Origin of the sequence: Nonomuraea sp. NPDC049129 (assembly GCF_040648495.1) — a bacterium.
Classification (GTDB): Bacteria; Actinomycetota; Actinomycetes; order Streptosporangiales; family Streptosporangiaceae; genus Nonomuraea.
This window is the reverse complement of sequence record NZ_JBEZDU010000001.1, coordinates 233803-258191: the sequence shown is the minus strand read 5'-3', so window position 1 is coordinate 258191 and position 24389 is coordinate 233803. Positions and strand designations below refer to the sequence as shown.

Genomic DNA, 24389 nt, shown 5'->3' with positions numbered 1-24389 from the left:
GGGCTCGGGGGTTTGGCGTAAAAGCCTTCCATCCACCGGGAGAGCGCTATCCGAGAGATCGGACCAGAGCTATGTTTCAGGCGCCTGATTCCCTCCGGCCCGTCCCGAAGGAGTTGCGTACATGCCTGAAACCCTCGTTCCTACGCCGAAAAGGAGAACGCGTCGTCGCGTCGTCGCGCTGCTGACCGCCGTCGCCGCCCTTCTCTTAGGACTCCCCGCGACCCCCGCTCTCGCCGGCGCGGCCCGCCCGGTGGTGCGGGTGGAGGCCGGTCTGCTCAAGGGCGCCGTGGCCGATCGCGTGGACCGGTTCCTGGCTGTACCGTACGCGCAGCCGCCGGTCGGCGACCTGCGCTGGAGCGCACCCCGCCCGGCCCGCGCGTGGACAGGCGTCCGCGACGCCGCCGAGTGGGGCAACCGCTGTCCCGCCGCGGCCAGCACCAACGGACCGCGCTCCGAGACCGAGGACTGCCTGTACCTCAACGTGTTCAGGCCCGCCGGCACCAAGGCCGGGCAGCGGCTGCCCGTGCTGTTCTGGATCCACGGCGGCGGCCTGGTCAACGGCTCAGGCAACCAGCACGACGGCAGCCTGATCGCCCGGCTCGAGAACGTCGTGGTGGTGAGCATCAACTACCGCCTGGGCGTGTTCGGCTTCCTGGCCCACCCGGCGCTCACCCGGGAGGCCGGTCAGTCCGGCAACTACGGCTTCCTCGACCAGCAGGCGGCGCTGCGCTGGGTGCGGCGCAACATCGGCGCCTTCGGCGGCGACCCCCGGCAGGTCACCATCGACGGCGAGTCGGCCGGCGGGTTCTCCGTCTGCGGCCACCTCACCGCCCCCGGATCGAGCGGGCTCTTCAACCGCGCGATCATCCAGAGCGGCGCCTGCGTCAGCCAGCCCGTCAGCCAGGGGGAGCAGTCCGGCACCTCCATCGCCGGCCAGCTCGGCTGCGCCGACGACGCGACCGCCGTCGCCTGCCTGCGCGCGCTGTCCCCGGCGCGGCTCGTCGACGGGCCGCAGTTCAGCTCGTTCGTGCACGGCGGCCCGGTGTTTCCTGAGGCTCCCGGTGACGCCGTCCGTGCGGGTCACTTCCAGCGCGTCCCCCTGATCGTGGGCTCCACCCGCGACGAGGGCCGTACGTTCGCGCAGGGCAACCTGGACTGGACCCAAACGCAGTACGAGAACTTCGTCCGATCCCTGTACGGCGGCAACGCCGACGCCATCCTGCGCCGGTATCCCTGGCCGGCGACGCCGGACCGGTTCACCGGCGCGTACCTGGCGGCGGCGATCTTCACCGACTCGGGGTTCATCGCCGGTCTGGGCGGCTGCCCGACGCTCAAGTTCATCAAGGACCTGTCCGCCTACACCCGCGTGTTCGCCTACCGGTTCGACCACCGTACGGGGCCCGGCCTCACCCCCGAGCCGGTCGGGTACGAGTGGGGCGCCGGGCACGCCGCCGAGCTGGCCTACCTGTGGCCGAGCTTCGACAACGGCACACCGATCGCGCCCACCTTCGACGCGGCCGAGCGCCGGCTGGCGGCGGACATGGTGCACTACTGGGGCTCGTTCACCCGGCTCGCCCGGCCGCAGGCGCCGTACGCGTCACCGTGGCCGGACTACAACCGCACCTCGCGCGTCATGTCACTGCGCGCGGGCGGACGCTCGGTGATGGTCCCGGCCACCGAGATGGCCACCGAGCACAACTGCGACCTGTGGGACGCGCTCTGACCGCTTCTATCGGTGCGACTCCTGTTGGTAGACCAGGGCCGGGGCGACCACCCCGGCCCTGGGCGGGGTGCATGCTGCCGTGACTAGCCGAGCAGGGAGCGGACATACTCGCCGATCGGCTGGGTCGGCCGGCCGATGAGCTCGCTCAGCGTGCCGGGAGTGTCGGCGAGCCAGCCACGGGAGATGTTGACGTCCACGTCGGCCATGAGCGCCGCGAACGGAGCCGGAAGACCGGCACCGGCCAGAACGCCCGCGAAGTCGTCCTTCGGCAGGTTCTGGTAGGCGACCTCCTTGCCGGTGACCTTGGAGATCTCGGCGGCCAGGTCGGCGAGCGTCCAGGCGGTGTCGCCGCCCAGCTCGTAGATCTTGCCGTCGTGGCCCTCTCCGGCCAGCACGGCGGCCGTGGCGGCGGCGTAGTCCGCGCGCGAGGCGGAGGCGATCCGGCCGTCGCCGGCGGCGCCGTAAACCGCGCCGAGCTGGGGAGCGCCCGCGATCGACTGCTCGTAGTTCTCGTGGTACCAGTTGTTGCGCAAGATCGTGTACGTCACGCCGGACGCCTTGATGTAGTTCTCGGTCGCCTTGTGGTCGGCGGCGAGGCCGGCCTCGGTGACGTCGGCCTTGGGCGCGCTGGTGTAGGTGAGCGTGGCGCCGGCCGCCTTGGCCGCGTCGACGACCGCCGAGTGCTGCTGGAGCCGGTTGCCCTCGGTGCCGGAGATGAGCAGCACCTTGCCGGCGCCCTCGAACGCGCTCTTGAGCGTCTCGGGCCGGTCATAGGACGCTTCGCGGACCTCGACGCCGAGATCCGCGGCCTTCTCCGGGGTACGCGCCGCCGCGACGATCTGCCCGGCGGGAACCCGCTTCTTGAGCTCCTCGACCACCAGCCGGCCGAGGTGTCCGCTGGCTCCGGTTACCACGATCATGATTACTCCCTCTCAGTACGAACTAGCGGTTAGTACTTTCTATCAGAAAGCACTGTAAGCTAGCACGCATGGAGGAGTTCGAGAACCTGGTGGCCGACGTCTTCTCGCGCAAGTGCACCTCTCGCTCGGTGCTGGAGACGATCACCGGCCGCTGGGCGATCCTGGCGCTGGTGGCCCTCTACGAGGGGCCCTACCGCTTCAACGCGCTGCGCCGCCGCGTCGACGGGGTGAGCGAGAAGATGCTGTCCCAGACCCTCCAGACCCTGGAACGCGATGGCATGGTGCTGCGGGTGGCCGAGCACACGATTCCGCCCCGGGTCGAATACAGCCTCACCTCGCTGGGTCGCGAGGCCGCCGAGCGGCTGATCCCCCTCATCACCTGGCTGGAGGACCGCATGCCCGACGTCGTGACCGCCCGCGAGGGCTACCAGGGCCGTTAGGGCGCGCGGGCACATCCGCTCGCCGTCCGCGCCGGGTGTCCGCGCGTCATCCGCGCCGGCAGGTCAGCTAGCCGTACGTGCCTCTGGCAGCAGGGCGAAGCCCGCCCCGAAGTCGCGGTTGATCGGCAACGTGACCACCACCAACTCCTTCCTGGCCACCTCGACGCCCTGGATCTTGCAGGCGATGGCGGCTGTGCAGTCGCCCCCGGTCAGGCCCATCAGCCGGCCGCCGCGGACCCTGGCCTGCACCATCGTGAGATGCAGGATGAGGTCCACGCCGAAGGTCAGCCGGCCAACCGGCCGGCCGTTGACCTGTACCTCGACATAGGGCTCGTGGTGGGAGACGACCTCGTGCTCGGCCAGCGGCACGACCTTTCCCATGCCCGGGTTGTCCAGGGTGCTGCGGGCAGCGGCGCGCAGGCTGCGGTACTTCGCCCAGCCACCCAGCAGCACCGACCCCACGTCGATGCCGCCGAGCAGGTCGGCGCCCGCCTCCGCGGCCCGGCGCGCCAGCTCGCCGGGCGGCGTCTGGACCTGCCGGTTGATCTCGTCGAGCACCCGGCGGGCGTCCACGGCCCGCGCGAGCTCCTGGGCCGCCTGTCTCGGGTCGGCGTAGAGCAGCAGGTCGGCGGTGCTGGGGTGGGTGATTAAGGTAACGGTCACCGTACGATCTCCCTGATCTCCTGCCGGCCCGGGTCGTGGTGGCAGACGAAGTCGAGGTTGAGCGAGGGCGCGAACTCACGGATCTGCAGGCTCGGCGAGAGGTCGGCGTACGGGACGCAGACCACGGAGGGCGTCGTGGAGGTCCGCCGGCCGCGGCGGGCGCGGCGCAGCGCCCAGACCACTACGCCCACCGCCACGAGCGCGCCCACCAGCAAGCCGGGCAGCGGCGTGCTCGATGAGTCGGTTTCCCGCGAGTCGATGTCGCTGACCCGCGGCGACTCGTCGGTGCCGGAGGGGGTGACGTCCGGGCTCGCGGGGTCGGTTGGCGTGGGCCCCGCTGTCAGGGTGACGGTGACGGAGCTGCCGCGGTCGACGATGGTGCCGGCGGCCGGATCCTGCTCGCTCACGCGGCCCGAGTCCCCGCTGCCGACGACGAGCGTGAGCCCCAGGCTCTGAAGCTGCCGCCGCGCCACGTTCGCGCTGAGCCCGTTCAGGTCGGGGACCTCGACGCGGTCGTCCGGCGTTGGGGACGTCGGTGTGGGGGGACGCAGGGTCAGTGTCACGGTGCTGCCGCTGGGCACCTGCGTGCCGGCGGCGGGATCCTGGGCGTCCACCACGCCCGTCCCGTCTCCCTCGGTCACCGACGGGACGAGCCCCTTGTCGCGGATCTTCTTCTCCGCCGTGTCCCGCTGGTCGCCCACGACGTCCGGGACCGCCACGGTCGGCGCCTGCAGGTCGATGGTGACGGTGGAGCCGCAGTTCGCGAGCTCCTCGCTGGTGGGGGTCTGGTCGGTGACCGTCCAGTCGGCCGCCGCGTCGGAAGGTGTGGACTCCGTGTCGAAGCCACCCTGGGCCAGCGCGGCGACCGCGCTGTCCCGGGTCATCCCCATGACGTTCGGCACCGGCCCGGGGCGGGTGCCGTCATGCGTCTCGCTGTTCCATTCGGACAGCGTCGGGCAGGACGGTTCGGCCGTCGGCCCCACCACCTCCGTTGCCCCGGCCGTCGGCTCCGCCGCCCCCGCTGCCCCGGCCGTTGCCGGGCTCAGCCCGATCACGCACGCGGCCATCAGCACCATCACGCTCGCGGCAAGTACGTAGGCCATCAGGCCGTACCGGCGCATCGCCACCTCCCCGGCTCAGGGCTTTGACGCTAGGCGCGCAGCTCGGCCGGGTCATGAGTAGGCCTCTACTCAACTTGCGGGGCGACCTTTCCGCAGGGCCAGGGCCAGGGCAGGGCCGCCGGAGGGAATCAGCGGGAAGGCTCCTTCGCGGGCGCGGGGACGGCGGTGTGCGTCGTCCCGGTGGCGGCGGCCGGCCGTCGGCCGGGGATGAACGACATGATCACCAGAGCGATGAGGGCCATGACGGCGCCGAGGGCCAGGACGACGCGGAAACCGTTCTGGGAGGGGACGATCACGGGGCCGAGGGACATGGTCAGCTGGGCCAGGATGGCGCCCGAGACGGCGCTGGAGATCGAGGTGCCGATCGAGCGCATCAGCGTGTTGAGGCTGTTGGCGGCGGCCGTCTCGGACAGGGGTACGGCGGCCATGATGAGCGCGGGCATGGCCCCGTACGCCAGCCCGATGCCGGCCCCGATGACCGCGGAGACGAGCACGAGCTGCCAGATCGCGGACATCAGCACGGTGCCCAGGCCGTAGCCGGCGGCGACCACGACGGCGCCGACCATCAGCGTCGTCTTGGGACCCCTGGCCCTGGAGATGCGCGCGGACAGCGGTGCCATGGCCATCATCACCAGGCCCGACGGACCCATCACCAGGCCCGCGACCAGCATCGACTGGCCCAGCCCGTAGCCGGTGGCCTCGGGCAGCTGCAGCAGTTGGGGGAGCACCAGGGACATCGCGAACATCGCGAACCCGAACACGGCGGAGGCGAGGTTCGTGAGCAGCACCTGACGGCGCGCGGTGGCGCGCAGGTCCACCAGCGGCTGCCTGGTACGCAGCTCCCACCAGCCCCACAGCAGCAGGACGACGACCGCGACCGCGAACAGCCCGATGGTCCGGCCGCTGGTCCAGCCCCAGCCGGCGCCCTGGGAGATGGCCAGCAGCAGGCAGACCAGCGCGGCCGACAGTCCGGCCGCGCCCACCAGGTCGAAGCGTCCCCCGCTGCGGACGCTGGACTCGGGTACGAGCGTGAGCACGAGCACGGCGGCCACGGCGCCGAATCCCGCCGCGGTCCAGAACAGCACGTGCCAGTCGGTTCGCTCGGCCAGGAAGGCCGCCGCGGGCAGGCCGAGCGCGCCGCCCACGCCGAGTGAGGCGCTCATCAGCGCGGTGGCCGAGCCGAGGCGTTCGGCCGGCAGTTCGTCGCGCATGATGCTGATGCCCAGGGGGATGACGCCGGCCGCCAGCCCCTGCAGGACCCGTCCGACGACCATCGGCGCCAGGGAGTCGCTGAGGGCGGCGACGGTGGAGCCGGCCACCAGCAGGGTCAGGCTGATGAGCAGCATGAGCCGCTTGCCGTACATGTCGCCCAGTCGTCCCATGACCGGGGTGGCGACGGCGCCGGCGAGCAGCGTCGCGGTGATCGCCCAGGTGGCGTCGGAGGGCGAGGCGCTCAGGAGCCGGGGGAGCTGGGGGATCAGCGGGATCACGAGGGTCTGCATCAGCGCGACCACGATCCCGGCGAAGGCCAGCACCACCACGACGGCATTGGTCCGCGGCGGGCCGGGCGGCTCGGCCTCGAAGGGCTGAGCTTGTGCATGGCGCATGGAAAGGTCTCCGTCCGAGCGGCCGGATATCAGCGATCCGGTCACAACTTAAATCAACTGTTTGACTTAAATTAGCAGGGCCGGTTGACTGGGCGCGTACCGAGGGCCGAATTCGAGGAGGACGTACGGTGAGCCAGAGCCAGGACCAGCAGGCGTTGAGCTACCCGCTTTCCAGAGAAGGGGCGCTGGAGCCGCCGGCGGAGTGGGCGCGGCTGCGGCAGGAGTGCCCGGTCGCGCGGGTGACGCTGCCCAGCGGGGACGAGGCGTCGCTGCTCACGCGCTACGCGGATGTCAAGCAGGTGCTGTCCGACCCGCGCTTCACCCGGCAGCTGAGCGCCGACGACGCGGCCCGGATCTCCGACAGCGAGTCGGGCGGCGTGTTCAACAGCGAGATGGCGACGGCGCTCCCGCAGAGCGGCGAGGGCCATCTGCTGTGGCGGCGGATGATCACCAAGTGGTTCACGGCCAAGCGGATGAACGCGCTGCGGCCGGGGATCGAGGCGATGGCCGAGCAGCTCATCGACGACATGGTGCGGCAGGGTCAACCGGCCGATCTCAAGGCGAGCCTGGGCTTCCCGCTGCCGGTCTGGGTGATCTGCGACATGCTCGGGGTCCCCGACTCGGACCGCGACAGGTTCTCCTACTGGTCCGACTCGCTGCTCAACCTGACCCGCTACACGCAGGCGGAGACCGAGGCGGCGCAGGCCGAGTTCGTGGCGTACATGGCCGGCCACATCGCCGCCAAGCGCGAGGAGCCGGGCGACGACCTGCTCAGCGAGCTCATCACGGGCACCGACGCCGAGGGCGGCAAGATGTCCGACGCGGCGCTGGTGGCCACCGGCATGGGCCTGCTGGTCGCCGGGCACGAGACCACCGCGAACATGATCGCGAAGATGATGGCCATGCTGCTGACCGACCGGAGCCGCTGGGAGCGGCTGCTGGCCGATCGGTCGCTGGTCCGCACCACGGTGGAGGAGGCCCTGCGCTTCGACGCCAACCTCGGGTTCGGGATGCCGCGCTACATCGGCGAGGAGGTCGAGGTCGGCGGCACCCTCCTGCCGCGCGGCACCACGGTGCTGTGCGACATGGCCGCGGCCAACCGGGACGAGAGCGCGTTCGACGGGGCCGGCGAGATGGACCTCAGCCGCAGCCCGAACCCACACCTGGCCTTCGGCGCCGGGGCTCATTCGTGCCTCGGCCAGCCGCTGGCCCGTACCGAGCTGCAGGCGGTGCTCGACGTGCTGCTGCGCAAGCTGCCCTCCCTGGAGCTCGCCGTCACGGCCGAGGAACTGCGCCGGGTCGAAGGGCTCGTCGTCGGCGGACTGAGCGAGCTTCCAGTACGGTGGTGACCTGATGGAGAGAACCGCCCGGGCCGAGCGCGTGAGCGCGACGCGAGAGCAGATCCTGACGGCGGCGGAGCGGCTGTTCGCCGAGCACGGGGTCTTCGCCGTGTCCAACCGCCAGGTCAGCGAGGCCGCCGGCCAGGGCAACACGGCGGCGGTCGGTTACCACTTCGGCACCAAGGCGGATCTCGTACGCGCCATCGTGCGCAAGCACACCGAGCCGATGGAGCGGCTGCGCCTGCGGATGCTGGCCGAGACGGCCGGCTCCACGGACGCGCGGGACTGGGTGGGCTGCCTGTTGCGCCCGATCACCGAGCACCTGGGCGCTTTGGGAAACCCCACCTGGTTCGCCCGGTTCAGCGCCCAGGTGATGACCGATCCCGCGCTGCGCGAGATCATGATCGAGGAGACGATCAGCTCGCCGTCCCTGCGCCAGGCGATCGACGGGCTCAACCGGTGCCTTCCCGACCTGCCGCTGGAGGTACGCCTCGAACGCGGTGACATGGCGCGTCAGCTGATGGTGCACATGATCGCCGAGCGCGAGCGCGCGCTCGCCGAAGGCACCCCCACACCCCGGTCCAGCTGGCACGACGCCGCGACCGGGCTGATCGACGCGATCGTCGGTCTCTGGCTGGCTCCGGTCACGCCCCGCTCGTAACCGCTGGACCGTTCAGGCAAGGCTCACCGCACCTGAACGGTCCAGTGACGTGCGGTACTTAGTCCGATCTGAGGCGAAAGCTGTTTGATCGTGCGTAATTAGGCCCTCCTCGATCGGCGTAAGCCGGGTTACATTCACGTTAATTTGCCCTCTCTTATCCCCCTGAGCAGAACGAAGGGAGAGGCATGAGAACGAGAACCGCGCTCGCCGCCCTGACCGCTGCGGCGATCCTCATGCCGGCCGCCGCCGCCAACGCCACCGAGACCGTCACTGTCACTGAGACCGTGGGCATCGCGGCTCCGCCGCCCGACAGCCAGTTCCAGAAGGTGACGCTGAACGACAATCCGGGTGAGCCCATGGACCTGGCGGTGTTACCAGATTCGAGGGTCCTGCACACCACCCGGCCCGGTGTGGTCTGGTTGCACGATCCGAAGACCGGTCTCAACACGGAGGCCGCCCGGCTAAACGTCTATCGGCACGACGAGGAGGGACTGCAGAGCATCGCCCTCAGCCCCGGCTTCGGCAAGGGCTCCAAAGCCGACGACTGGGTCTACCTCTACTACTCCCCGCCGCTCAACACTCCCATCGACGACCCGGCGACGCCGGACTTCAACGAGGGCGACGCCCCGGTCACCGGCACACCGGCGGACTTCGCGCCGTTCAACGGGCTGATCAGGCTGTCCCGCTTCCGCTTCACCGGCACCACGATCGACCTCCGTACCGAGCAGCGCATCCTCGACGTGCCGGTCAACCGCGGCATCTGCTGCCACGTCGGCGGGGACATCGTCTTCGACGCCGACGGCAACCTCTACCTGTCCACCGGCGACGACACGAACCCGTTCTCCTCCGACGGCTACAACCCCATCGACGAGCGGCCCGACCACAACCCCGCCTTCGACGCCCAGCGCAGCGCCGGCAACACCAACGACCTGCGCGGCAAGGTCCTTCGCATCAAGGTCCGCGCCGACGGGTCCTACACGATTCCGCGCGGCAACCTGTTCCCGCCCGGCATGGCGCGCACCCGGCCGGAGATCTACGCGATGGGCCTGCGCAATCCCTTCCGCATCGAGCTCAACCGGTCCACGGGCGAGCTCTACGTCGCCGACTACTCGCCCGACGCGCGGGAGGCCGATCCCCAGCGCGGCCCGTCGGGGACCGGCAAGTGGACGGTGATCCGCAAGGCCGGTAACTACGGCTGGCCGTACTGTGCGACGGCGCGGCTCCCGTACGTCGACTACGACTTCGCGACCGGTACGTCAGGCGCGGCGTTCAACTGCGCCGCGCCGGTCAACGAGTCGCCGCACAACACCGGCCTGCGCGCGCTGCCACCGGTGACGCAGCCGAACGTGTGGTACTCCTACGGGGCTTCAGCGGAGTTCCCGCAGCTGGGCACCGGCGGCATCGGGCCGATGGCCGGTCCGGCGTACCACTTCGACCCGCGCAACACGCGCGGCCGGACTGCCGTGGGGTGGCCGAAGTACTTCGACGGCGTTCCGCTCTTCTACGAGTGGACCCGCGACTACGTCAAGGCGTTCCACCGTGACGGGCGGATCGAGGACGTGCTGCCCTCGTTCGTCTTCGACAACCCGATGGACATGGAGTTCGGCCCTGATGGCGCGCTCTACGTGCTGGAGTACGGCGACGGCTACTTCCAGGAGAACCCGGACGCCCAGCTCGCGCGCTACGACTACATCGGCAACACCGGCAACCACACTCCCGTCCCGGCCGCCGCCGGCTCGCCGACCGACGGCCACGCGCCCCTGACCGTCCGCTTCACCAGCGCGGGTACGACCGACCCCGACGGCGACAGGCTCCGCTACGCCTGGGACTTCGACGCCGACGGCAAGGTCGACTCCCGCAGCCCCGAGGCGTCGTACACCTACCAGAAGAACGGCCTCTACAACGCCACGCTCAAGGTCACCGACACCGCCGGCATGTCCGCGGCGACATCGGTACGGATCGTGGTCGGCAACGCCGCGCCGGTCGTGGAGCTGATCCGGCCCGCCGAAGGGCAGGCGTTCCACTTCGGCGACGTCGTCGAGTTCGAGGTGCGGGTCACCGACGACCAGCCGGTGGACTGCGCCAAGGTGACCGTGGACTACATCCTCGGCCACGACGACCACGGCCACCCGCAGACCACGGCCCGCGGCTGCACGGGCTCCATCCAGACCACCTTGCCGAGCGGACACGATCCGGAGACCGACCATCTCACCGGCGTCTTCGTCGCCGGCTACACCGACCCCGGCGGCACCGACCTGCCCCCGCTGACCAGCAGCGACCAGGTCGTCCTCCAGCCCACACGTTAGGAGTTCTCCCATGTGCTACGGCTACGGTCCCAGCAGGCGCTCCCTGCTCGCCGCGGGCCTCGGATTGGGGGCGGCCGCGCTGGCCGCCGCTTCGCCCGCCGCCGCGGCGACGCCGCCGCACCACTCCGGCGGGGAGCGCATCCCGCCGAACCAGATCAGCATCCAGCTCTGGACGGTACGCGACGACCTCGCCCAGAACTACGATGCCACGCTCACCTATCTGGCCGAGACCGGCTACCCGAAGGTCGAGCTGGCGCTCGGCTACTTCGGTCGTACCGCCCAGCAGCTGCGCCAGTTCCTCGACGGGATCGGCATCCGGGCCAGCTCCAGCCACGACGGCCTCACCACCGACCAGGCCGGTCTGGACACGAAGATCTCCAACGCGCTGACCCTCGGCCAGTCCTTCATGGTCGTGCCCTACCTGAACTCCACCAGCGAGGACGAGTGGAAGGCGTGGGCCGAGCGCATGAACGTCGAGGCGCGGGCCGCCCGCTCGGCCGGGCTGCGCTACGGCTACCACAACCACGCCCACGAGTTCACCACCGACCTCGGCGGCGGTAAGACGCCCTGGGACGTGCTCACCGCCGAGCTCGATCCGCATCTGGTCCATCTGGAGATCGACCTCTATTGGGCGGTCACCGGCGGCGTCGGGCGCGGGGCCCCCGATCCGGTGCGCTTCGCGCTCGACGTCATCCGCAGGGCGCCGCAGCGGGTGCTGCAGTTCCACGTCAAGGATCGAGCGCCCGACGGCGACATGGCCGACCTCGGCACCGGGACCATCGACTTCCGGCGCATCTTCGACAAGCACCGCGTGTTGGAGTACATCGTGGAGAACGACACTCCCGATGTGACTCCCCGGCGTACCGCCGAGGTCGGATATCGCTACCTGCGGAAGGTGCGGTTCTAGAACCTGGTGGTGGTGGTGGCCCAGGTGGCCTGATGCGACGGGTTGTTCAGGTCGAACGTGGTGCCGGACAGGCGCCTGTCCGGGCCGAGCGAGCCCTCGTATCGGCCTCTGGGTCCGTTCGACCAGCCGATGGTGAAGAAGATGTGCGTGCCGTCCACCGCCCCCTCCTCGATCGTCCCGACGCCGCCAGGCCAGGAGGCGGTCCCGAACAGCCGCCCGTTCCCGTCCTGAGTGACGTTCATCGCCACCGCGAACCCGCTGCTCTGGATGAAGTTCCCGCAGTGGGCCGGCTCGCCCGAGGTGCCCCGAGCCTTCGATGCCGTGAATGCGGGAGGTAATCAGACGATCATCACGATTTATCGGCCTGCCGGCTCTGCCGAATAGCCGCCGTGGTGTCGGCCGAGGGTTGGCTCAGCCGCCGCGCCGCGACGACCAGCAGGACCATCGCGCCTACGGTGAAGAGGGCGTTGCTGGCCAGGTCCACCGGAAGGCCGGGCGGTGGGTTTCCAGGGAGCGGGATGACTCTCCACGGGAAGGAGTGCCAGGCGTAGGTCAGCATGGCCCCGCCGGCGAGTGCCAGCCGGTGGGCCTGCGACCAGCCCGCGCGGCGTGACCAGCGGACCAGCACGGTGACCGCGGTCACGAACAGCGCCAGATAGAGGAGCATGCTGAGCCACGCGGGGAGGGGGATCGCCTCTGCCAGCCAGGGCGACAGGCCGGTGGGGTCGACCGCGTACAGCAGGACGAAGACGGTTCCGGCGATCAGGGCGAAGGTGCCGGCGACCCACGGGCTGGGGGCGCGGCCGGGCAGGGGAGTGGCATCGGTGCTGTGCCTGGGGAGGCGCAGGCCGACGACGATGATCGCGGCGATGGCGACTCCGGCGCCGATGAGCTGGGGCGGGGAGGCGAAGTCGGTGAGGGCGATGGCGGCGATGGCGCCGCCCAGGACGACGACCCCGTATAGCACGCTCGTGACCGTGAGGCCGATCTTGCCCAGCCACGGTGTGGTGCGCCGCGAGCCGGCGAGGGTCTCCGCGACCGCGATCGGGACGCTGATGCTGAACACCGTGTGTACGCCCACCATGAACATCGTCCACGGCCCGGCCAGGCCGAGCGCGGGGATGAAGCCGTAGTCGAGGATGCGGAAGCCGGACCAGTTCGGGTTCCAGAGTGTCTGGGTGACGAAGGCCTCCTCGATCATGCCGTAGGCCAGCGCGAAGATCATCATGGTGGGCCAGCCGCGTCCGGTGCGGCGGGCGAACTCGCGGATGAGGAGGGCGCCGCAGCCGTACAGGGGGATCAGGGCGAGCAGGTTGCCCACGTCGGTGATCGACATGTTGCCCATCAGGTATTCGCCCGTCAGCGGTGCCAGGAAGAGCAGCCAGACGGCGGGTGCCAGGCGAGGTAGTAAGGCTCCTTGGGTCATGACTCCTGGATACCATCAATTGGTGCAAATTTACAACAGTGTAAAAATATTCTGATGTAAGATCACACCTTATGGAGGAGACACGGCGTGAACGCAAGAAGCGGCAGACCAGGCAACTGCTCATCCGCGCGGCCGTCCGGCTGTTCGCCGAGCAGGGCTACGAGGAGACCACCGGCGCGCAGATCGCCGCGGCGGCGGACGTGTCCACCAAGACGTTCTTCAACTACTTCCCCAGCAAGGAGGACGTGCTGTTCGCCGAGGTCGAGCAGTACTACGGGCTGGCGCTGGAGGTGATCGCCGACCGCGCGCCGGACGACACGGTGCCGCAGGTGCTGCGCAGGACCTATGACCAGGTCATCGCCAACTACCTCCGCCAAGGGCCGGGGATCGAGGACCCAGAGCTGGCGGAGGTTTACCAGAGGGTGCTCGCGACCGTTCCCGCCGTGCAGGCCAAGGCCTTGCTCATGACGTTCGACGCGCAGCGCCGGATCGCCGGCGCGTTGCTGGCGGCATTCCCCGACCGGCTGGACCCCATCAGCGCCGCGTCGGCGACCGGCGCGTTCATGGGCGCGGTGCAGGCGGCTGGGCTGGCCAGCCTGGAGACGTACGGCGAGTCGGAGCAGGACTATCTGGCGTCGACCCGGCGGGCCGTGGACATCGCCATACAGGGCCTGGAATCGCTGTGATGGACAAGGGGGGCGTCCAGGCGGAACCGGCGGTCGGCCACCGGAAGGGGCCATGTTGCCGATCGGGACGCGTAGCACGTTGCCGATTCGGACGTTTTCAGACCGAAAACTGGGTGGCATCCTCACGGTTGTAGGAAACCTGTTCGCAACAATCCTGGCGAGCGGCCATAAATCGCTGCTCGCGGGCCGGGATCCCTCCGCCGCGACAGGTCCTGTCCGCCGTACTCGCGCATCATTCACACCGTGGGGTGATTCACCATGCCCGCAGCCAGGGGCCTTCCCCTCGCCGGTCTTCGGGTCATCGACCTGGCCGATGGCAAGGCCGAGATGTGCGGCCGCTTCCTCGCCGACCTCGGCGCCGACGTCATCCGTGTCGAGCCGCCCGGCGGCGCGCCGACCCGTCACCGCGAACCGGTCCACGACGGCGTGAGCCTCTACTTCGCCACGCACAACGCCAACAAGCGCGGCGTCACCCTGAACCTGCGCGACTCCGCCGGCCGTGACCGGCTGCTCGACCTGGCCGCCGGGGCGGACTTCCTCATCGAGACCGAACGCCCAGGTACCCTCGACGGCCTCGGTCTCGGCGCGGACGCGCTGCTCGCCCGCAACCCGGCACTGGTCGTCGTCTCAATCACCGACTTCGGGCAGACCGGCCCATACCGGGACTGGGTCGGCACCGACTGGACGCACATGGCGCTCGGCGGGGTGCTGTCGCGCTCCGGCATCCCGGGCCGCGAGCCGGTCATGCCGCCCGGCCCGCTGGCGTACGAGTCGGCGGCCGTCCAGGCCGCGTGGGCGGGCCTGCTGGCGTACCTGAACCGGCTCGACACCGGTCGCGGCGACCACGTCGACTGCTCGGTGTACGAGATGACCGCCCAGGTCCTGGACCCGGGCTTCGGCATGGGCGGCTCGGCCACCGGCGGGGTCCCGGCCACCCGGCTGCCGCGCGGCCGTCCGCAGGCGGGCGACCTGTACCCGATCTTCCCGTGCGCCGATGGATACGTCCGGATCTGCGTGCTGGCCAAGCGTCAGTGGCGTGGGATGTTCGGCTGGCTGGGGGAGCCTGAGGAGTTCGCCGACCCCAAGTACGACAGCATGGGCGCCCGATTCGGAGCCGCTGAGCGGCTGCGCGTCCTCATGGGAGAGCTGTTCAGGGACCGGACCAGGGACGAGCTCGTGGCCCAGGGCCAGGAGCGCGGCGTGCCGATCGCGGCACTGCTCGACCCCGGCGAGGTGCTCGACAGCCCGCACTTCCGCTCGCGGGGCAGTCTGCTCGACGCCGAGGTCGCCCCGGGGCTGACCGGCCGCGTGCCGTCCGGGTACGTGGAGGTGAACGGGGTACGGGCCGGGTTCCGGCACCGGGCCCCCGAGCCGGGGGAGCACGACGACGAGGTCTTCGCCGCTGCGTCCGGCGGGCCGGTCACCTCCGACACGGCCCCCGACAAGCTGGTCACTTCCGGCACGGCCTCCGGCAGGCCGGTCACCACCGACGCGACCGAGGTTGCGCCACGTCGCCCCCTCGACGGGCTTCGGGTGCTGGACCTGGGTGTCATCGTGGTCGGTGCGGAGCTGGGCCGGCTGCTCGCCGACCAGGGTGCCGAGGTCATCAAGATCGAGAGCCGCGCCTACCCCGACGGCAGCCGCCAGTCCCTCGGCGACGAGGTCATCAGTGTCGGCTTCGCCTGGGGCCACCGCAACAAGCTCAGCGCCGGGATCAACCTCCGCTCGCCCGAGGGCCTGGACCTCTTCAAGCGGCTCGCCGCCGACTCCGACGTCATCCTGTCCAACTTCAAGCCGGGCACGCTGGAGTCGCTGGGTGTCGGCTACGACGTCATCAGCGAGCTGAACCCCAAGATCATCATGGCCGACAGCAGCGCTCTGGGCCCGACCGGGCCGTGGAGCAGGCGCATGGGCTACGGCCCGCTCGTCCGCGCCTCCGCCGGGCTGACCGGGCTCTGGCGGGACACCGAGGTCGAGGCCGGGTTCTGCGACGGCATCACCATCTATCCCGACCACATCGCCGCGCGGGTCGGCGCCGTCGCCGTGCTCGCCGCGCTCATCGAGCGGCGGCGTACCGGGAAGGGCGGCACGGTCAGCGTCGCCCAGGCCGAGACGATCCTCACTCAGCTGTCCACCGGCTTCCTGCGCGAATCACTGGAACCCGGCTCGTTCACCGCCCACGGCAACAGCGGCGAGTGGGACGCGCCCCAGGGGGTCTACCCGTGCGCGGGCGACGACGAGTGGTGCGTGGTGAGCGTGGACGGCGACGAGCAGTGGCGGCGCCTGTGCGAGGTGATCGGCCGCGCCGACCTGAGCACTGACGCGCGGCTGGCCACCGCCGCGGGTCGCCGCGCGCACCGCGACCTCGTGGACGCGGCCGTGACCGAGTGGACGGCCGCCACCCCGCCGGGAGTGGCCATGGAGCGGCTGCAGGAGGCCGGGGTGCCCGCCGGGATGATGCGGCGGGTCATCGAGTATCTGGACGACCCCCAGCTCACCGCCCGTGGGTTCCTGCGGGAGATGCGCCATCCGTACATCGAGCACGCCCTGCGTACCGAGAACGCCCCGGCCACCTTCCGTGGGGTCGCCGACCCCGAGCTGCGCCCCGCGCCGCTGGCGGGAGAGCACACGCGGCTGGTGGCCGCCAAGCTGCTCGGCCTGGCCGAGTCCGAGATCCAGGCGCTCATCGACGAGGGCGTGCTGGAAGAAGCAACCGTACAGAGTAAATGAAGGAGTCGACCATGGGTGAGCCCGCCGCGCTCGTCGAGCGCCGCGACCACATCGTGTTGATCACATTGAACCGGCCCGAGGTCCGCAACGCCGTGAACGCGGAGCTGACCCGCGCCGTCGGTGAGGCTCTCGACGAGGCCGACGCGGACGCGTCGGTCCGGGCCGTGGTGCTGACCGGGGCGGGGGACAAGGCGTTCTGCGCCGGTGCCGACCTGAAGGCGGTGGCCCGCGGGGAGTTCTCCACCGAAGGGCTCAAGCCGCACTGGGGCTTCGCCGGATGTGTCACGCATCCCATCGCCAAGCCGGTCATCGCCGCCGTCAACGGGTTCGCGCTCGGCGGCGGCACCGAGATCGCCCTGTGGGCCGACCTGGTGGTGGCCGCCGAGACCGCCGCGTTCGGGCTGCCGGAGGTCAAGCGCGGGATCCTCGCGGGCGCGGGCGGCGCGTTCCGGCTGGCCGCGCAGCTGCCCACGAAGGTCGCCATGGAGATCCTGCTGACCGGTGAGCCCGTCACCGCCGCCGAGGCCCTGCGGCTCGGCCTGATCAATCGGGTCGTACCGCGGGCCGAGCTGCTGACCGCCGCGTTCGCCCTGGCCGAGACGGTCAGCGCGAACGCCCCGCTGTCCGTGCAGGCCAGCAAGCGGATCGCGCGCGGCATCTCCGACGGCACCATCCCGTCCGAGCAGGCCGCCTGGGAGCGGACCGCCGCCGAGAGCGCCGCGCTCATGCGGTCGGCGGACGCCAAGGAGGGGCCACGCGCCTTCGCCGAGAAGCGCGCCCCGGTTTGGGAGGGACGATGAACCACACGTCGGTCATCGCCGGTCTCGGCATCACCGAGATGGGCAAGGTCTATGGCCGGAGCGCGCCGGAGTTCGCCGCCGACGCCGTACGGCTCGCCGCCGCCGATGCCGGTCTCGACCTGCGCCAGGTGGACGGCCTGCTGACCAACACCGGTCTCACCGCCGACGTCGGCCTGAGCCTCCAGCGGGACCTGGGGCTGCGCGAGCTGCGCCTGCTGTCGGAGGTGCAGGCGTACGGCTCGTCGGCCGGCGCCATGGTCCAGTACGCCGCCATGGCCGTCGCCTCCGGCATGGCCGACGTGGTGGCCTGCGTCTTCGCCGACGCACCGCTCAAGGACAAGGCGTCCGGGGGCGGCGCGGCCTACGCCGGCGCGGGCCGCAGACTGGCCGGCTGGCAGGGCCTGACTGCGGCCTCCGGGATCTACAGCGCCAACACCATGTACGCGCTGGCCGCACGCAGGCACATGCAGAAGTACGGCACGACCAGCGAGCAACTGGGGCACATAGCCGTCGCGCAGCGCGCCTGGGCGGCCAGGAACCCCCTGGCCCAGATGCGGGCTCCGATCACCATCGAGGACCACCAGAGCTCCCGGTGGATCGCCGAGCCGTTCCACCTCCTCGACTGCTGCCTGGTCAGCAACGGCGGCGTCGCGGTCATCGTCACCTCCGCCGACCGGGCCGCCGACCTCCCCCAGCCCGCCGTGCACATCCGCGGCTGGGGACAGGCGCATCCGGGGTACGTCATGGGCAGGGACAGCGAGTTCGGCCTGGTCAGCGGCGCCGCTCTGTCAGGGCCGACGGCGCTGAAGATGGCCGGGGTGTCGATCGACGACATCGACGTCGCCGAGCTGTACGACTGCTACACCTACACCGCGCTCATCTCCCTGGAGGACTACGGCTTCTGCGCCAAGGGCGAGGGTGGCCCCTTCGTCGCCAGCGGCGTACTGGGACCGGAGGGGACGCTGGCCGTCAATACCGGCGGCGGCCAGCTCTCCTCCTATTACATGTGGGGGATGACCCCGCTGTCGGAGGCCGTCATCCAGGCCCGCGGCCAGGGCGGCGACCGTCAGGCCCCGCGCAACGACATGGTGCTGGTCAGCGGCAACGGCGGCGTACTCGACCACCACTCCACCCTCATCCTCAGCCCGCACGCGCGATAGGAGCATGCCGATGCCCGTGGGAATCGTCCACCGCGACGCGGCCACCGCCGAGTTCTTCGACGGCACCGCGCGCGGCGAACTGTTGATCCGGCACTGCGATCAGTGCGGCGGCTTCTCCGCTCCGCAGGCGCGTACGTGCCCGAGGTGCGGCTCACCCGAGCTGTCCTGGACGGCCGCCTCCGGCACGGGGTCGGTGGTGAGCTGGTCGGTGCTGCACACCAAGGGCGCGCCGCCGACCGTGGTCGCGATCGTCGAGCTGGAGGAGGAGCCGTGGCTGCAGCTCCAGATCACCGGTGCCGCGCCCGAGGAGGTGTACGCCGGCCTGCCGGTCCGCGTCGCCTTCGAGCACCCCGAGGGCGGCGAAGCGGTCCCCGTCTTCCGCCCGGCCGCAGGGTCGGGCTGAGGAGTCACACCAATACCGCGCCACCGGCGATGTCGACGATGACGCCGGTGATCCAGCTCGAGTCGTCGGAGGCGAGGAAGAGCGCGGCCCGGGCGACGTCCTCGGACGTGCCGAGCCGCCGCAGCGGGTGCGACTCGGCAAGCGAGCGCTGGACGTCGGCCGGTAGCCAATGCTGATTCGTGTCGGTGAGGATCGTCTCCGGGGCGAGGCAGTTGGCCCGGATGCCGAACGGACCCACCTGGGCGGCCAGATCCTGGGTGAACAGCTGCACACCGGCCTTCGCCGCGGCGTACGCGACGATCGTCCGTTCGCTCGGCTTGCGCCCGGCCGCCGAGGACAGGGTGATGATGTTGCCGCTCCGGCGCTCCTTCATACCGGGCAGGAAGCACTTGACGGTCAGGAAGGTGCCGGTCAGGTTCCGGTCGATGTCGGCCCGCCAGCTCTCCTCCGTGATGTCCTCGATGGGTACGGGGCGGCTGTCCGAGCTACCGGCGTTGGCGACCAGCACGTCGACGCGGCCGTAGCGCTCGAGGATCTGCTCGCGGATCCGGTCGAGGTCGGCGGCGACGGTGACGTCTCCGGTCACGCTGATGGCCTCGCCGCCGAGGTCGTCGACGCGCGCCCGGACCGCGGCGAGCGCGGCCTCGTCGCGGCCGTGCAGCACGACTCGGGCGCCGGCCTGCGCGAACGCGGTCGCGATGGCCGCCCCGATCCCTCGGGAGCTGCCGGTGACCAGGGCGACCCGGTCCTTGAGATGGCTCATCATTCCTCCGGGGTCACGCCGTCGCCGTCAGGACGATGATCGCCACGGCCAGAGCGGTGTCGAGCACGAGACAGAACTCGGCGAGCGACCGGGTCACCACTCGGTTCGCCCGGTAGTGGTAGACGTCCCATGCGGCGTGGCCGAGCAGGCCCAGCGCCACCAGGTAGCTGCCGACCGTCGGGTTGACGAACAGCGCGATCGTGGCCGCGGCGCCGAAACCGAGCATGGCGACCAGCTGTAACGGCAGCCCTCCGGGCTCAGGGCGGATACCGCGCCGGGGACCGTAGCCGCGCAGCAGACCGTAGCCGCCCAGCAGGACGCCCAGGCCCAGCACCGCCCAGGTCGCCTCGAAGTCGTCATCGATGAGGTCCGCGGCCAGGATGACGACGAAGGTCAGGAAGAACACGGGCCAGGTCGAGGCGGGTTTCCCGAACGCGGCCGCACCCAGGTACACCACCGCCGAGGCGGCCAGCACCTTCGCCAGCTCGAGGCCCGTGGCCATGTCCAGGATCATGAGCACGGCGGTCCCGACCCCGACCAGAACCGGCCAGTGCCGCAGCACCCGGCCGAGCGGAGGGATCGTCTGTGTCGTCATCGTGCTTACCGCCTTGGGGGTCGCGCAGTGGTCTCCATCCTCTATCCCAGCGGATCATCGGGCCAGGACAGCAACCGGACATTTACCGGACATTGGGCCAGGACATTTACCGGACATCGGGCGGCATGTCCGAGGACGGGGACGAGGACGGGCTACGCGTCGTCGGCCATCGGGCTGAACTGGATGCCCGCCAGCCGCCACGAGCCCTCCTGCCTGACCCACGTCTGAGACACCCGCACCCGCAGCGCCACCGCCCGGCCGTGAGAGGTCGCCTGGTTGCTCTGCACATTGCGCACGATCGCGGCGTCGCCGTACATCCGGATGTCGATCTGGCTGGTGTCCAGGGCGTGGTACTGGAATTGGGCGTGGCGACCGATCCACTGCTCCTTGTCGAGCACGTACCCCTTGGGCCCGATCGACTGGAAGTCGTCGGCCAGTAACTCGCGCAGGCGTCCGGCGTCGGCGGCCAGCTCCGCCGCGTCGAACTGCCGCTGAAGGCCGAGAACCGTCTCTTTCTCCGTGGTCTCCATGTTCTCCATGGGAGCCGAGCATAAGCGGGAGAACCGGAATAATCACCGGACAAAATGCCCTCCCGAATTGTCCGGTAAATGCCCTGGACTGCCTTCCCGGCGATGGCCGAAAATTGGCCCGCGTCATGTCTTCTCGGGCCCGCCCCGGTGACATCGCGAGCCGCTGATCAGTCGTGCGCATGGAACCAAGTGCCCCGGACAACCCGTTTCTTGAAAGAGTGTGTTTGCCGTGCGTGCCGGGTTGTTCAGCGGAAAGGGTGGCATATGGAGCCGCTATGGGCCGATGATCCACGCCAAGTGGGGCCAATTCGGCTGAGGGGCCGGCTGGGCGGTGGCGGCATGGGGCAGGTGTACTTGGGCCGTACCCGGGGCGGCCGGCCGGTCGCGGTGAAGGTGGTGCGCTCGGACCTGGCCGGCGATGCGGAGTTCCGACGCCGGTTCGCGATCGAGGTGAGTATGGCCCGGAGGGTCGGCGGGTTCTACACCGCGCAGGTGGTGGACGCGGACACTGACGCCGATTCGCCGTGGATGGCCACCGCTTACATCCCCGGCCCGACCCTGCACCAGGCCGTCGCCACGCACGGACCGCTGCCGCCTGCGGCGATCGGTGTGCTGGGGGCGGGCCTGGCCGAGGGCCTGATCGCCATCCACGAAGAGATACTGGCGCACCGCGACCTCAAACCCGGCAACGTGATCCTCGCCGGCGACGGTCCCCGGGTCATCGACTTCGGCATCGCCCGCGCTTTGGAGGCCGCCTCCCACAGCGTCTCGGGGGCCGTGATCGGCACTCCGGCGTTCATGTCCCCCGAACAGAGCCGAGGCGGCGAGGTGGGCCCGGCCAGCGATGTGTTCTCGCTGGGGGCGGTGCTGGTGTTCGCCGCCACCGGCTGCGGCCCGTTCGGTACCGGTCAGGGCCACGCGGTCATGCACCGCATCCGCCATGACGACCCCGACCTGACCGGCCTGCCGAAGGACCTGGTCGACCTGGTGGACGCCTGCCTGGCCAAGACTCCTGAGCACCGGCCCAGCCCCGCCGATCTCCTCGACCGGCTCGCCGCATCGGCCGAAAGCACCACGCCATGGCTCCCGCCCACGGTCACCGCGCTGATCACCCAGCTCGAAGAGGACCTCTCCGAACCTTCTGGCGGCGCTACGATCCCTGGGCAGGCCGCCCCTATCCCTGGGCGGGCCGCCGATTCGACGGACCGACCGGCGATCGACCACGCCCTACGGATCGCCGGTTCCATCGCCGATCCCGACGAGCGAGAAGAGGCGCTGTACGGAGTCGCTTACGCGATCGTCGAGGCCGATCCCGACCACGCGGAGCAGTATCTGCGGCGCATCCCCTCGGAGGTATGCCGAGCAGTGGCTCTACTGGCCCTCGCCGACGAACTGCCCGACAGGAACCGCGCCCTGCGGCTGGTCGGCCACGCCGAACAGCTCTTCGCCCAGCACCTCGACGACGGTCCGAACGCCGTGGAACACAAGGTGTTCGTTTATCTGGTCGACCAGCTGATCGCGGTGGATCCTCAGCGGGCGCTCACGGTGCTCGACAGCGTTGAGCGGCGGGTCGTGGACTTCGACGATTGCGAGCTGCGAGCCAAGGCGCTGGCGGCCACGGCCGACAAGATGGCCGTCAACGCCCCTGACCACGCCACCGAGCTGATGGCCCGGGCAGTAGAAGTGGCCCGCATGCTCCCACCCCACTCCGACTACACGTTCCTCCAGCCCCAAACCCTGGCGGAAATCGCCAAGATCGGTTATGCCGCCGATCGGCGACACGCCGAGCAGCTGATCGACCTCGCCGAAGCCGCCGCGCTCGACGTCCCGGGCGAAGCCAGCCAGCGGAACTTCGCACTCAAGGAGACCGCTGTGGAGGTCGCGCGGGTCGACCTCGCCCGGGCGGAACAGATCATCAGCAAGATCAGAGAGTCCGTCGTTCGCTCATGTGCCTGGGGCGACATCCTCAAGGCAGCGGGCTCTACCCGGCAGGATCACCGGCCGCTGCTCGACGCGGCCGAACAGAGCGTCGCGGCACCTGCGGCCCAGAAACCGGTCTCGGTGAAGCCCGCTTCCTGGTGGGCCCGCTGGGGAGCCCAGCCCAAGGTCGGCGCCGGCCAGAGGAACGTCGGTCCGTGGCATCTGAAATACATCGCCACCGGCGCGGCATGGTGCGACCCGTCGCGGGCCGAAACCATCGCCTCGCGGATCAGTGATGTCGAATATCGGATCGAGGCCTTCGTCGACATGGCGGGCGCGCTCGCCGAGACCAACCCTCTGCAGGCACGGTGGTGGCTCAACACCGCGTACCAGACCGCCCTCGAAGCCGAGGGAACATGGGTTCTCCCCATGATGGGCAGGATCGCAGCGGCCGGGCGCGCCGTCGCCGCCGAAACCGCGCAGCAGGCTGCCCAGTACATCACGAGTCGCGCCGACGCCACGGACCTGAGCGCGCAGCAGCTGACAGTGGTCGCCCGAGATGTCGTCGCCGTCGATCCGGAGCTGGCCATGCGCCTCATCGACCTCGCTGAGACCCGAGCACAACAGCCCGGCAAGGCACGGCTCGACAAGAATGATCTGGAGCGCGTCGCCACGACCCTGATGGCCGTGGCGGCGACAGCATGGGCCGACTCCAGGCCCGAACGTACCGGTCCCATCCTGCGCCACCTGCTGGAGGTCGCCCTGGCCGCAGGATCGACCGCGTATCTGTCGATCATCGAGACCGCCGTACCGAACCCACATGTCGTCGAGCAGCTCCTGCGGGAGTACCGCGGTCCCGGCCGGGATCATCTGCGGTACATCGCGGTTGCGGCGTTCGCGGTAACCGACGCCCACCGCGCCGAGCAGCTCGCCCAGGAGATCACCGACGACTCCCTGCGGTACGCGGCACTCAACGCCCTCGCTGTATCGATCACCAGACAGGCCATGGGCTCGGCGAGCGGCCCAGAGACCAAGCGCGCCACATAGCACCACATCAACCGGTGCCTCCCCAGACACCGCATCCCCGGCTACGAGGGGCCGCACGTGTGCCGTAAAGTGCCACATCATGGTGGATTGGGGTATTCGGCGGGCTTTGGCGGCGGACATCGAGGCGATGGTCGAGCTACGCGCCGTGGTGATGCGGGCGGATCTGGAGCGGCTCGGCCGGTACGACGAGCACCGGGTACGGCAGCGAATGCGGGACGCCTACGACCCGTCGCACACCTGGGTGATCGAGGTCGGCGGCGAGTTCGCCGGCTGCGTGGCGCTACGGGAGGCCGAGGACGCCCGCTGGCTGGAGCACTTCTTCCTGGCCCCGCACCTGCAGGGCTCCGGCATCGGTTCGGGCGTCCTGCGCGAGCTGCTGGATCAGTGTGACCGTGACGGTGTCCCTGTCCGGCTGAACGTGCTGCAGGGAAGCCCTGCCCGGCGGCTGTACGAGCGGCACGGGTTCACGCTGGAGACCGAGGATCCGGTGGACGTGTTCATGGTCCGCACGGCGTCTTGAGATCGCCCGCCCTGGATGACCGCAAAATCGTTGGACAACGCGTACACCCATGACCATCGTCGGCGGCATGCAACAGGAGGAGATCTGGGATGCTATGACACGCCGGGCACCGGCATGTGCG

The 24389-nt window shown here is 70.2% G+C and carries 22 protein-coding genes; 13 read left to right on the top strand and 9 right to left on the bottom strand.

Annotated elements, in window-relative coordinates; translation table 11 throughout:
• Window positions 1-121: 121 nt before the first annotated feature.
• Window positions 122-1723 (top strand): carboxylesterase family protein, encoded by a 1602-nt coding sequence (locus tag AB0B64_RS01155; protein ID WP_358173652.1) that lies wholly within the window; start codon window positions 122-124, stop codon window positions 1721-1723.
• 83 nt (window positions 1724-1806) lie between these two features.
• Here the strand turns inward: AB0B64_RS01155 and AB0B64_RS01150 are convergent, their stop codons facing one another.
• The gene (locus AB0B64_RS01150) at window positions 1807-2643 is read right to left on the bottom strand and encodes an SDR family oxidoreductase (RefSeq protein ID WP_358173649.1); all 837 of its coding nucleotides are present in this window, start codon (window positions 2641-2643) and stop codon (window positions 1807-1809) included.
• 68 nt (window positions 2644-2711) lie between these two features.
• On the opposite strand from AB0B64_RS01150, the gene AB0B64_RS01145 reads away from it, so the two are divergent.
• On the top strand, window positions 2712-3083 hold the full coding sequence (locus tag AB0B64_RS01145) for a helix-turn-helix domain-containing protein (protein WP_357952302.1): 372 nt from the start codon (window positions 2712-2714) through the stop codon (window positions 3081-3083).
• Between the two features lie 63 nt (window positions 3084-3146).
• Here AB0B64_RS01145 and AB0B64_RS01140 read toward each other — a convergent pair whose 3' ends face one another.
• From AB0B64_RS01140 to AB0B64_RS01130, 3 genes are all read right to left on the bottom strand, one after another.
• A complete protein-coding gene (locus tag AB0B64_RS01140; RefSeq protein WP_357952303.1) occupies window positions 3147-3746 on the bottom strand; it encodes a hypothetical protein in 600 nt (199 codons plus the stop codon).
• On the bottom strand, window positions 3743-4867 hold the full coding sequence (locus AB0B64_RS01135) for a PASTA domain-containing protein (RefSeq protein ID WP_357952304.1): 1125 nt from the start codon (window positions 4865-4867) through the stop codon (window positions 3743-3745). Before AB0B64_RS01135 ends, AB0B64_RS01140 begins: the two co-directional genes overlap by 4 nt.
• A gap of 128 nt (window positions 4868-4995) precedes the next feature.
• Window positions 4996-6474, bottom strand: a complete 1479-nt coding sequence (locus AB0B64_RS01130) for an MFS transporter (RefSeq protein ID WP_358173646.1) — start codon at window positions 6472-6474, stop codon at window positions 4996-4998.
• A 128-nt stretch (window positions 6475-6602) separates the two neighbouring features.
• On the opposite strand from AB0B64_RS01130, the gene AB0B64_RS01125 reads away from it, so the two are divergent.
• The 4 genes from AB0B64_RS01125 (at window position 6603) to AB0B64_RS01110 (ending at window position 11688) form a co-directional block, all read left to right on the top strand.
• Window positions 6603-7823, top strand: a complete 1221-nt coding sequence (locus tag AB0B64_RS01125) for a cytochrome P450 (RefSeq protein WP_357952306.1) — start codon at window positions 6603-6605, stop codon at window positions 7821-7823.
• Window positions 7824-7827: 4 nt separating this feature from the next.
• Window positions 7828-8475: a TetR/AcrR family transcriptional regulator gene (locus tag AB0B64_RS01120; RefSeq protein ID WP_358173643.1), complete on the top strand. Its 648-nt coding sequence runs from the start codon at window positions 7828-7830 to the stop codon at window positions 8473-8475.
• Between the two features lie 185 nt (window positions 8476-8660).
• The gene (locus AB0B64_RS01115; RefSeq protein WP_358173640.1) at window positions 8661-10781 is read left to right on the top strand and encodes a PQQ-dependent sugar dehydrogenase; all 2121 of its coding nucleotides are present in this window, start codon (window positions 8661-8663) and stop codon (window positions 10779-10781) included.
• Window positions 10782-10791: 10 nt separating this feature from the next.
• Window positions 10792-11688 carry a sugar phosphate isomerase/epimerase gene (locus AB0B64_RS01110; protein ID WP_357952309.1) on the top strand — a complete coding sequence of 299 codons (897 nt, stop codon included), beginning with the start codon at window positions 10792-10794 and terminating at the stop codon, window positions 11686-11688.
• Here the strand turns inward: AB0B64_RS01110 and AB0B64_RS01105 are convergent.
• Together AB0B64_RS01105 and AB0B64_RS01100 are read right to left on the bottom strand one after the other, a co-directional pair.
• Window positions 11685-11930 (bottom strand): hypothetical protein, encoded by a 246-nt coding sequence (locus tag AB0B64_RS01105; protein WP_357952310.1) that lies wholly within the window; start codon window positions 11928-11930, stop codon window positions 11685-11687. The genes AB0B64_RS01110 and AB0B64_RS01105 overlap by 4 nt on opposite strands.
• Window positions 11931-12037: 107 nt before the next feature.
• Window positions 12038-13114: a hypothetical protein gene (locus AB0B64_RS01100; protein ID WP_357952311.1), complete on the bottom strand. Its 1077-nt coding sequence runs from the start codon at window positions 13112-13114 to the stop codon at window positions 12038-12040.
• A 71-nt stretch (window positions 13115-13185) separates the two neighbouring features.
• Between AB0B64_RS01100 and AB0B64_RS01095 the strand changes: the two genes are divergently transcribed.
• The 5 genes from AB0B64_RS01095 to AB0B64_RS01075 all read left to right on the top strand — a co-directional run bounded on the left by AB0B64_RS01095 (window position 13186) and on the right by AB0B64_RS01075 (window position 18893).
• Entirely contained in the window at window positions 13186-13800 is a 615-nt protein-coding gene (locus tag AB0B64_RS01095; protein ID WP_357952312.1) for a TetR family transcriptional regulator, read from the top strand.
• 258 nt (window positions 13801-14058) lie between these two features.
• Window positions 14059-16530 carry a CoA transferase gene (locus AB0B64_RS01090; protein ID WP_358173637.1) on the top strand — a complete coding sequence of 824 codons (2472 nt, stop codon included), beginning with the start codon at window positions 14059-14061 and terminating at the stop codon, window positions 16528-16530.
• An 11-nt stretch (window positions 16531-16541) separates the two neighbouring features.
• Window positions 16542-17330: a crotonase/enoyl-CoA hydratase family protein gene (locus AB0B64_RS01085; protein WP_357952314.1), complete on the top strand. Its 789-nt coding sequence runs from the start codon at window positions 16542-16544 to the stop codon at window positions 17328-17330.
• Complete coding sequence (locus AB0B64_RS01080) at window positions 17327-18490, top strand: thiolase family protein (RefSeq protein WP_357952315.1); 1164 nt, start codon at window positions 17327-17329, stop codon at window positions 18488-18490. The genes AB0B64_RS01085 and AB0B64_RS01080 overlap by 4 nt, the downstream gene beginning before the upstream one ends.
• Window positions 18491-18500: 10 nt before the next feature.
• Complete coding sequence (locus tag AB0B64_RS01075; RefSeq protein WP_358173634.1) at window positions 18501-18893, top strand: OB-fold domain-containing protein; 393 nt, start codon at window positions 18501-18503, stop codon at window positions 18891-18893.
• A gap of 4 nt (window positions 18894-18897) precedes the next feature.
• Here the strand turns inward: AB0B64_RS01075 and AB0B64_RS01070 are convergent, their stop codons facing one another.
• From AB0B64_RS01070 to AB0B64_RS01060, 3 genes are all read right to left on the bottom strand, one after another.
• Window positions 18898-19659, bottom strand: a complete 762-nt coding sequence (locus tag AB0B64_RS01070; protein ID WP_358173631.1) for an SDR family NAD(P)-dependent oxidoreductase — start codon at window positions 19657-19659, stop codon at window positions 18898-18900.
• 10 nt (window positions 19660-19669) lie between these two features.
• Window positions 19670-20251: a hypothetical protein gene (locus AB0B64_RS01065; protein WP_357952318.1), complete on the bottom strand. Its 582-nt coding sequence runs from the start codon at window positions 20249-20251 to the stop codon at window positions 19670-19672.
• Window positions 20252-20403: 152 nt separating this feature from the next.
• Complete coding sequence (locus AB0B64_RS01060; protein WP_357952319.1) at window positions 20404-20790, bottom strand: nuclear transport factor 2 family protein; 387 nt, start codon at window positions 20788-20790, stop codon at window positions 20404-20406.
• A 69-nt stretch (window positions 20791-20859) separates the two neighbouring features.
• Here AB0B64_RS01060 and AB0B64_RS01055 point away from each other — a divergent pair, with 69 nt between their 5' ends.
• Together AB0B64_RS01055 and AB0B64_RS01050 are read left to right on the top strand one after the other, a co-directional pair.
• Window positions 20860-23748: a serine/threonine-protein kinase gene (locus AB0B64_RS01055; RefSeq protein WP_358173628.1), complete on the top strand. Its 2889-nt coding sequence runs from the start codon at window positions 20860-20862 to the stop codon at window positions 23746-23748.
• Window positions 23749-23827: 79 nt separating this feature from the next.
• Window positions 23828-24268, top strand: a complete 441-nt coding sequence (locus AB0B64_RS01050) for a GNAT family N-acetyltransferase (protein WP_357952321.1) — start codon at window positions 23828-23830, stop codon at window positions 24266-24268.
• Window positions 24269-24389: the final 121 nt, after the last annotated feature.

Excerpts from the sequence above, each read along its gene's own strand:
- AB0B64_RS01065 (WP_357952318.1), bottom strand. The coding sequence starts at position 20,251 with ATGACGACACAGACGATCCCTCCGCTCGGCCGGGTGCTGCGGCACTGG.
- AB0B64_RS01130 (WP_358173646.1), bottom strand. The coding sequence starts at position 6,474 with ATGCGCCATGCACAAGCTCAGCCCTTCGAGGCCGAGCCGCCCGGCCCG.
- AB0B64_RS01090 (WP_358173637.1), top strand. The coding sequence starts at position 14,059 with ATGCCCGCAGCCAGGGGCCTTCCCCTCGCCGGTCTTCGGGTCATCGAC.
- AB0B64_RS01095 (WP_357952312.1), top strand. The coding sequence starts at position 13,186 with ATGGAGGAGACACGGCGTGAACGCAAGAAGCGGCAGACCAGGCAACTG.
- AB0B64_RS01135 (WP_357952304.1), bottom strand. The coding sequence starts at position 4,867 with ATGCGCCGGTACGGCCTGATGGCCTACGTACTTGCCGCGAGCGTGATG.
- AB0B64_RS01060 (WP_357952319.1), bottom strand. The coding sequence starts at position 20,790 with ATGGAGAACATGGAGACCACGGAGAAAGAGACGGTTCTCGGCCTTCAG.
- AB0B64_RS01155 (WP_358173652.1), top strand. The coding sequence starts at position 122 with ATGCCTGAAACCCTCGTTCCTACGCCGAAAAGGAGAACGCGTCGTCGC.
- AB0B64_RS01120 (WP_358173643.1), top strand. The coding sequence starts at position 7,828 with ATGGAGAGAACCGCCCGGGCCGAGCGCGTGAGCGCGACGCGAGAGCAG.
- AB0B64_RS01110 (WP_357952309.1), top strand. The coding sequence starts at position 10,792 with ATGTGCTACGGCTACGGTCCCAGCAGGCGCTCCCTGCTCGCCGCGGGC.
- AB0B64_RS01080 (WP_357952315.1), top strand. The coding sequence starts at position 17,327 with ATGAACCACACGTCGGTCATCGCCGGTCTCGGCATCACCGAGATGGGC.
- AB0B64_RS01105 (WP_357952310.1), bottom strand. The coding sequence starts at position 11,930 with ATGAACGTCACTCAGGACGGGAACGGGCGGCTGTTCGGGACCGCCTCC.
- AB0B64_RS01050 (WP_357952321.1), top strand. The coding sequence starts at position 23,828 with ATGGTGGATTGGGGTATTCGGCGGGCTTTGGCGGCGGACATCGAGGCG.
- AB0B64_RS01145 (WP_357952302.1), top strand. The coding sequence starts at position 2,712 with ATGGAGGAGTTCGAGAACCTGGTGGCCGACGTCTTCTCGCGCAAGTGC.
- AB0B64_RS01075 (WP_358173634.1), top strand. The coding sequence starts at position 18,501 with ATGCCCGTGGGAATCGTCCACCGCGACGCGGCCACCGCCGAGTTCTTC.
- AB0B64_RS01070 (WP_358173631.1), bottom strand. The coding sequence starts at position 19,659 with ATGATGAGCCATCTCAAGGACCGGGTCGCCCTGGTCACCGGCAGCTCC.
- AB0B64_RS01055 (WP_358173628.1), top strand. The coding sequence starts at position 20,860 with ATGCCCTGGACTGCCTTCCCGGCGATGGCCGAAAATTGGCCCGCGTCA.
- AB0B64_RS01100 (WP_357952311.1), bottom strand. The coding sequence starts at position 13,114 with ATGACCCAAGGAGCCTTACTACCTCGCCTGGCACCCGCCGTCTGGCTG.
- AB0B64_RS01085 (WP_357952314.1), top strand. The coding sequence starts at position 16,542 with ATGGGTGAGCCCGCCGCGCTCGTCGAGCGCCGCGACCACATCGTGTTG.
- AB0B64_RS01115 (WP_358173640.1), top strand. The coding sequence starts at position 8,661 with ATGAGAACGAGAACCGCGCTCGCCGCCCTGACCGCTGCGGCGATCCTC.
- AB0B64_RS01150 (WP_358173649.1), bottom strand. The coding sequence starts at position 2,643 with ATGATCGTGGTAACCGGAGCCAGCGGACACCTCGGCCGGCTGGTGGTC.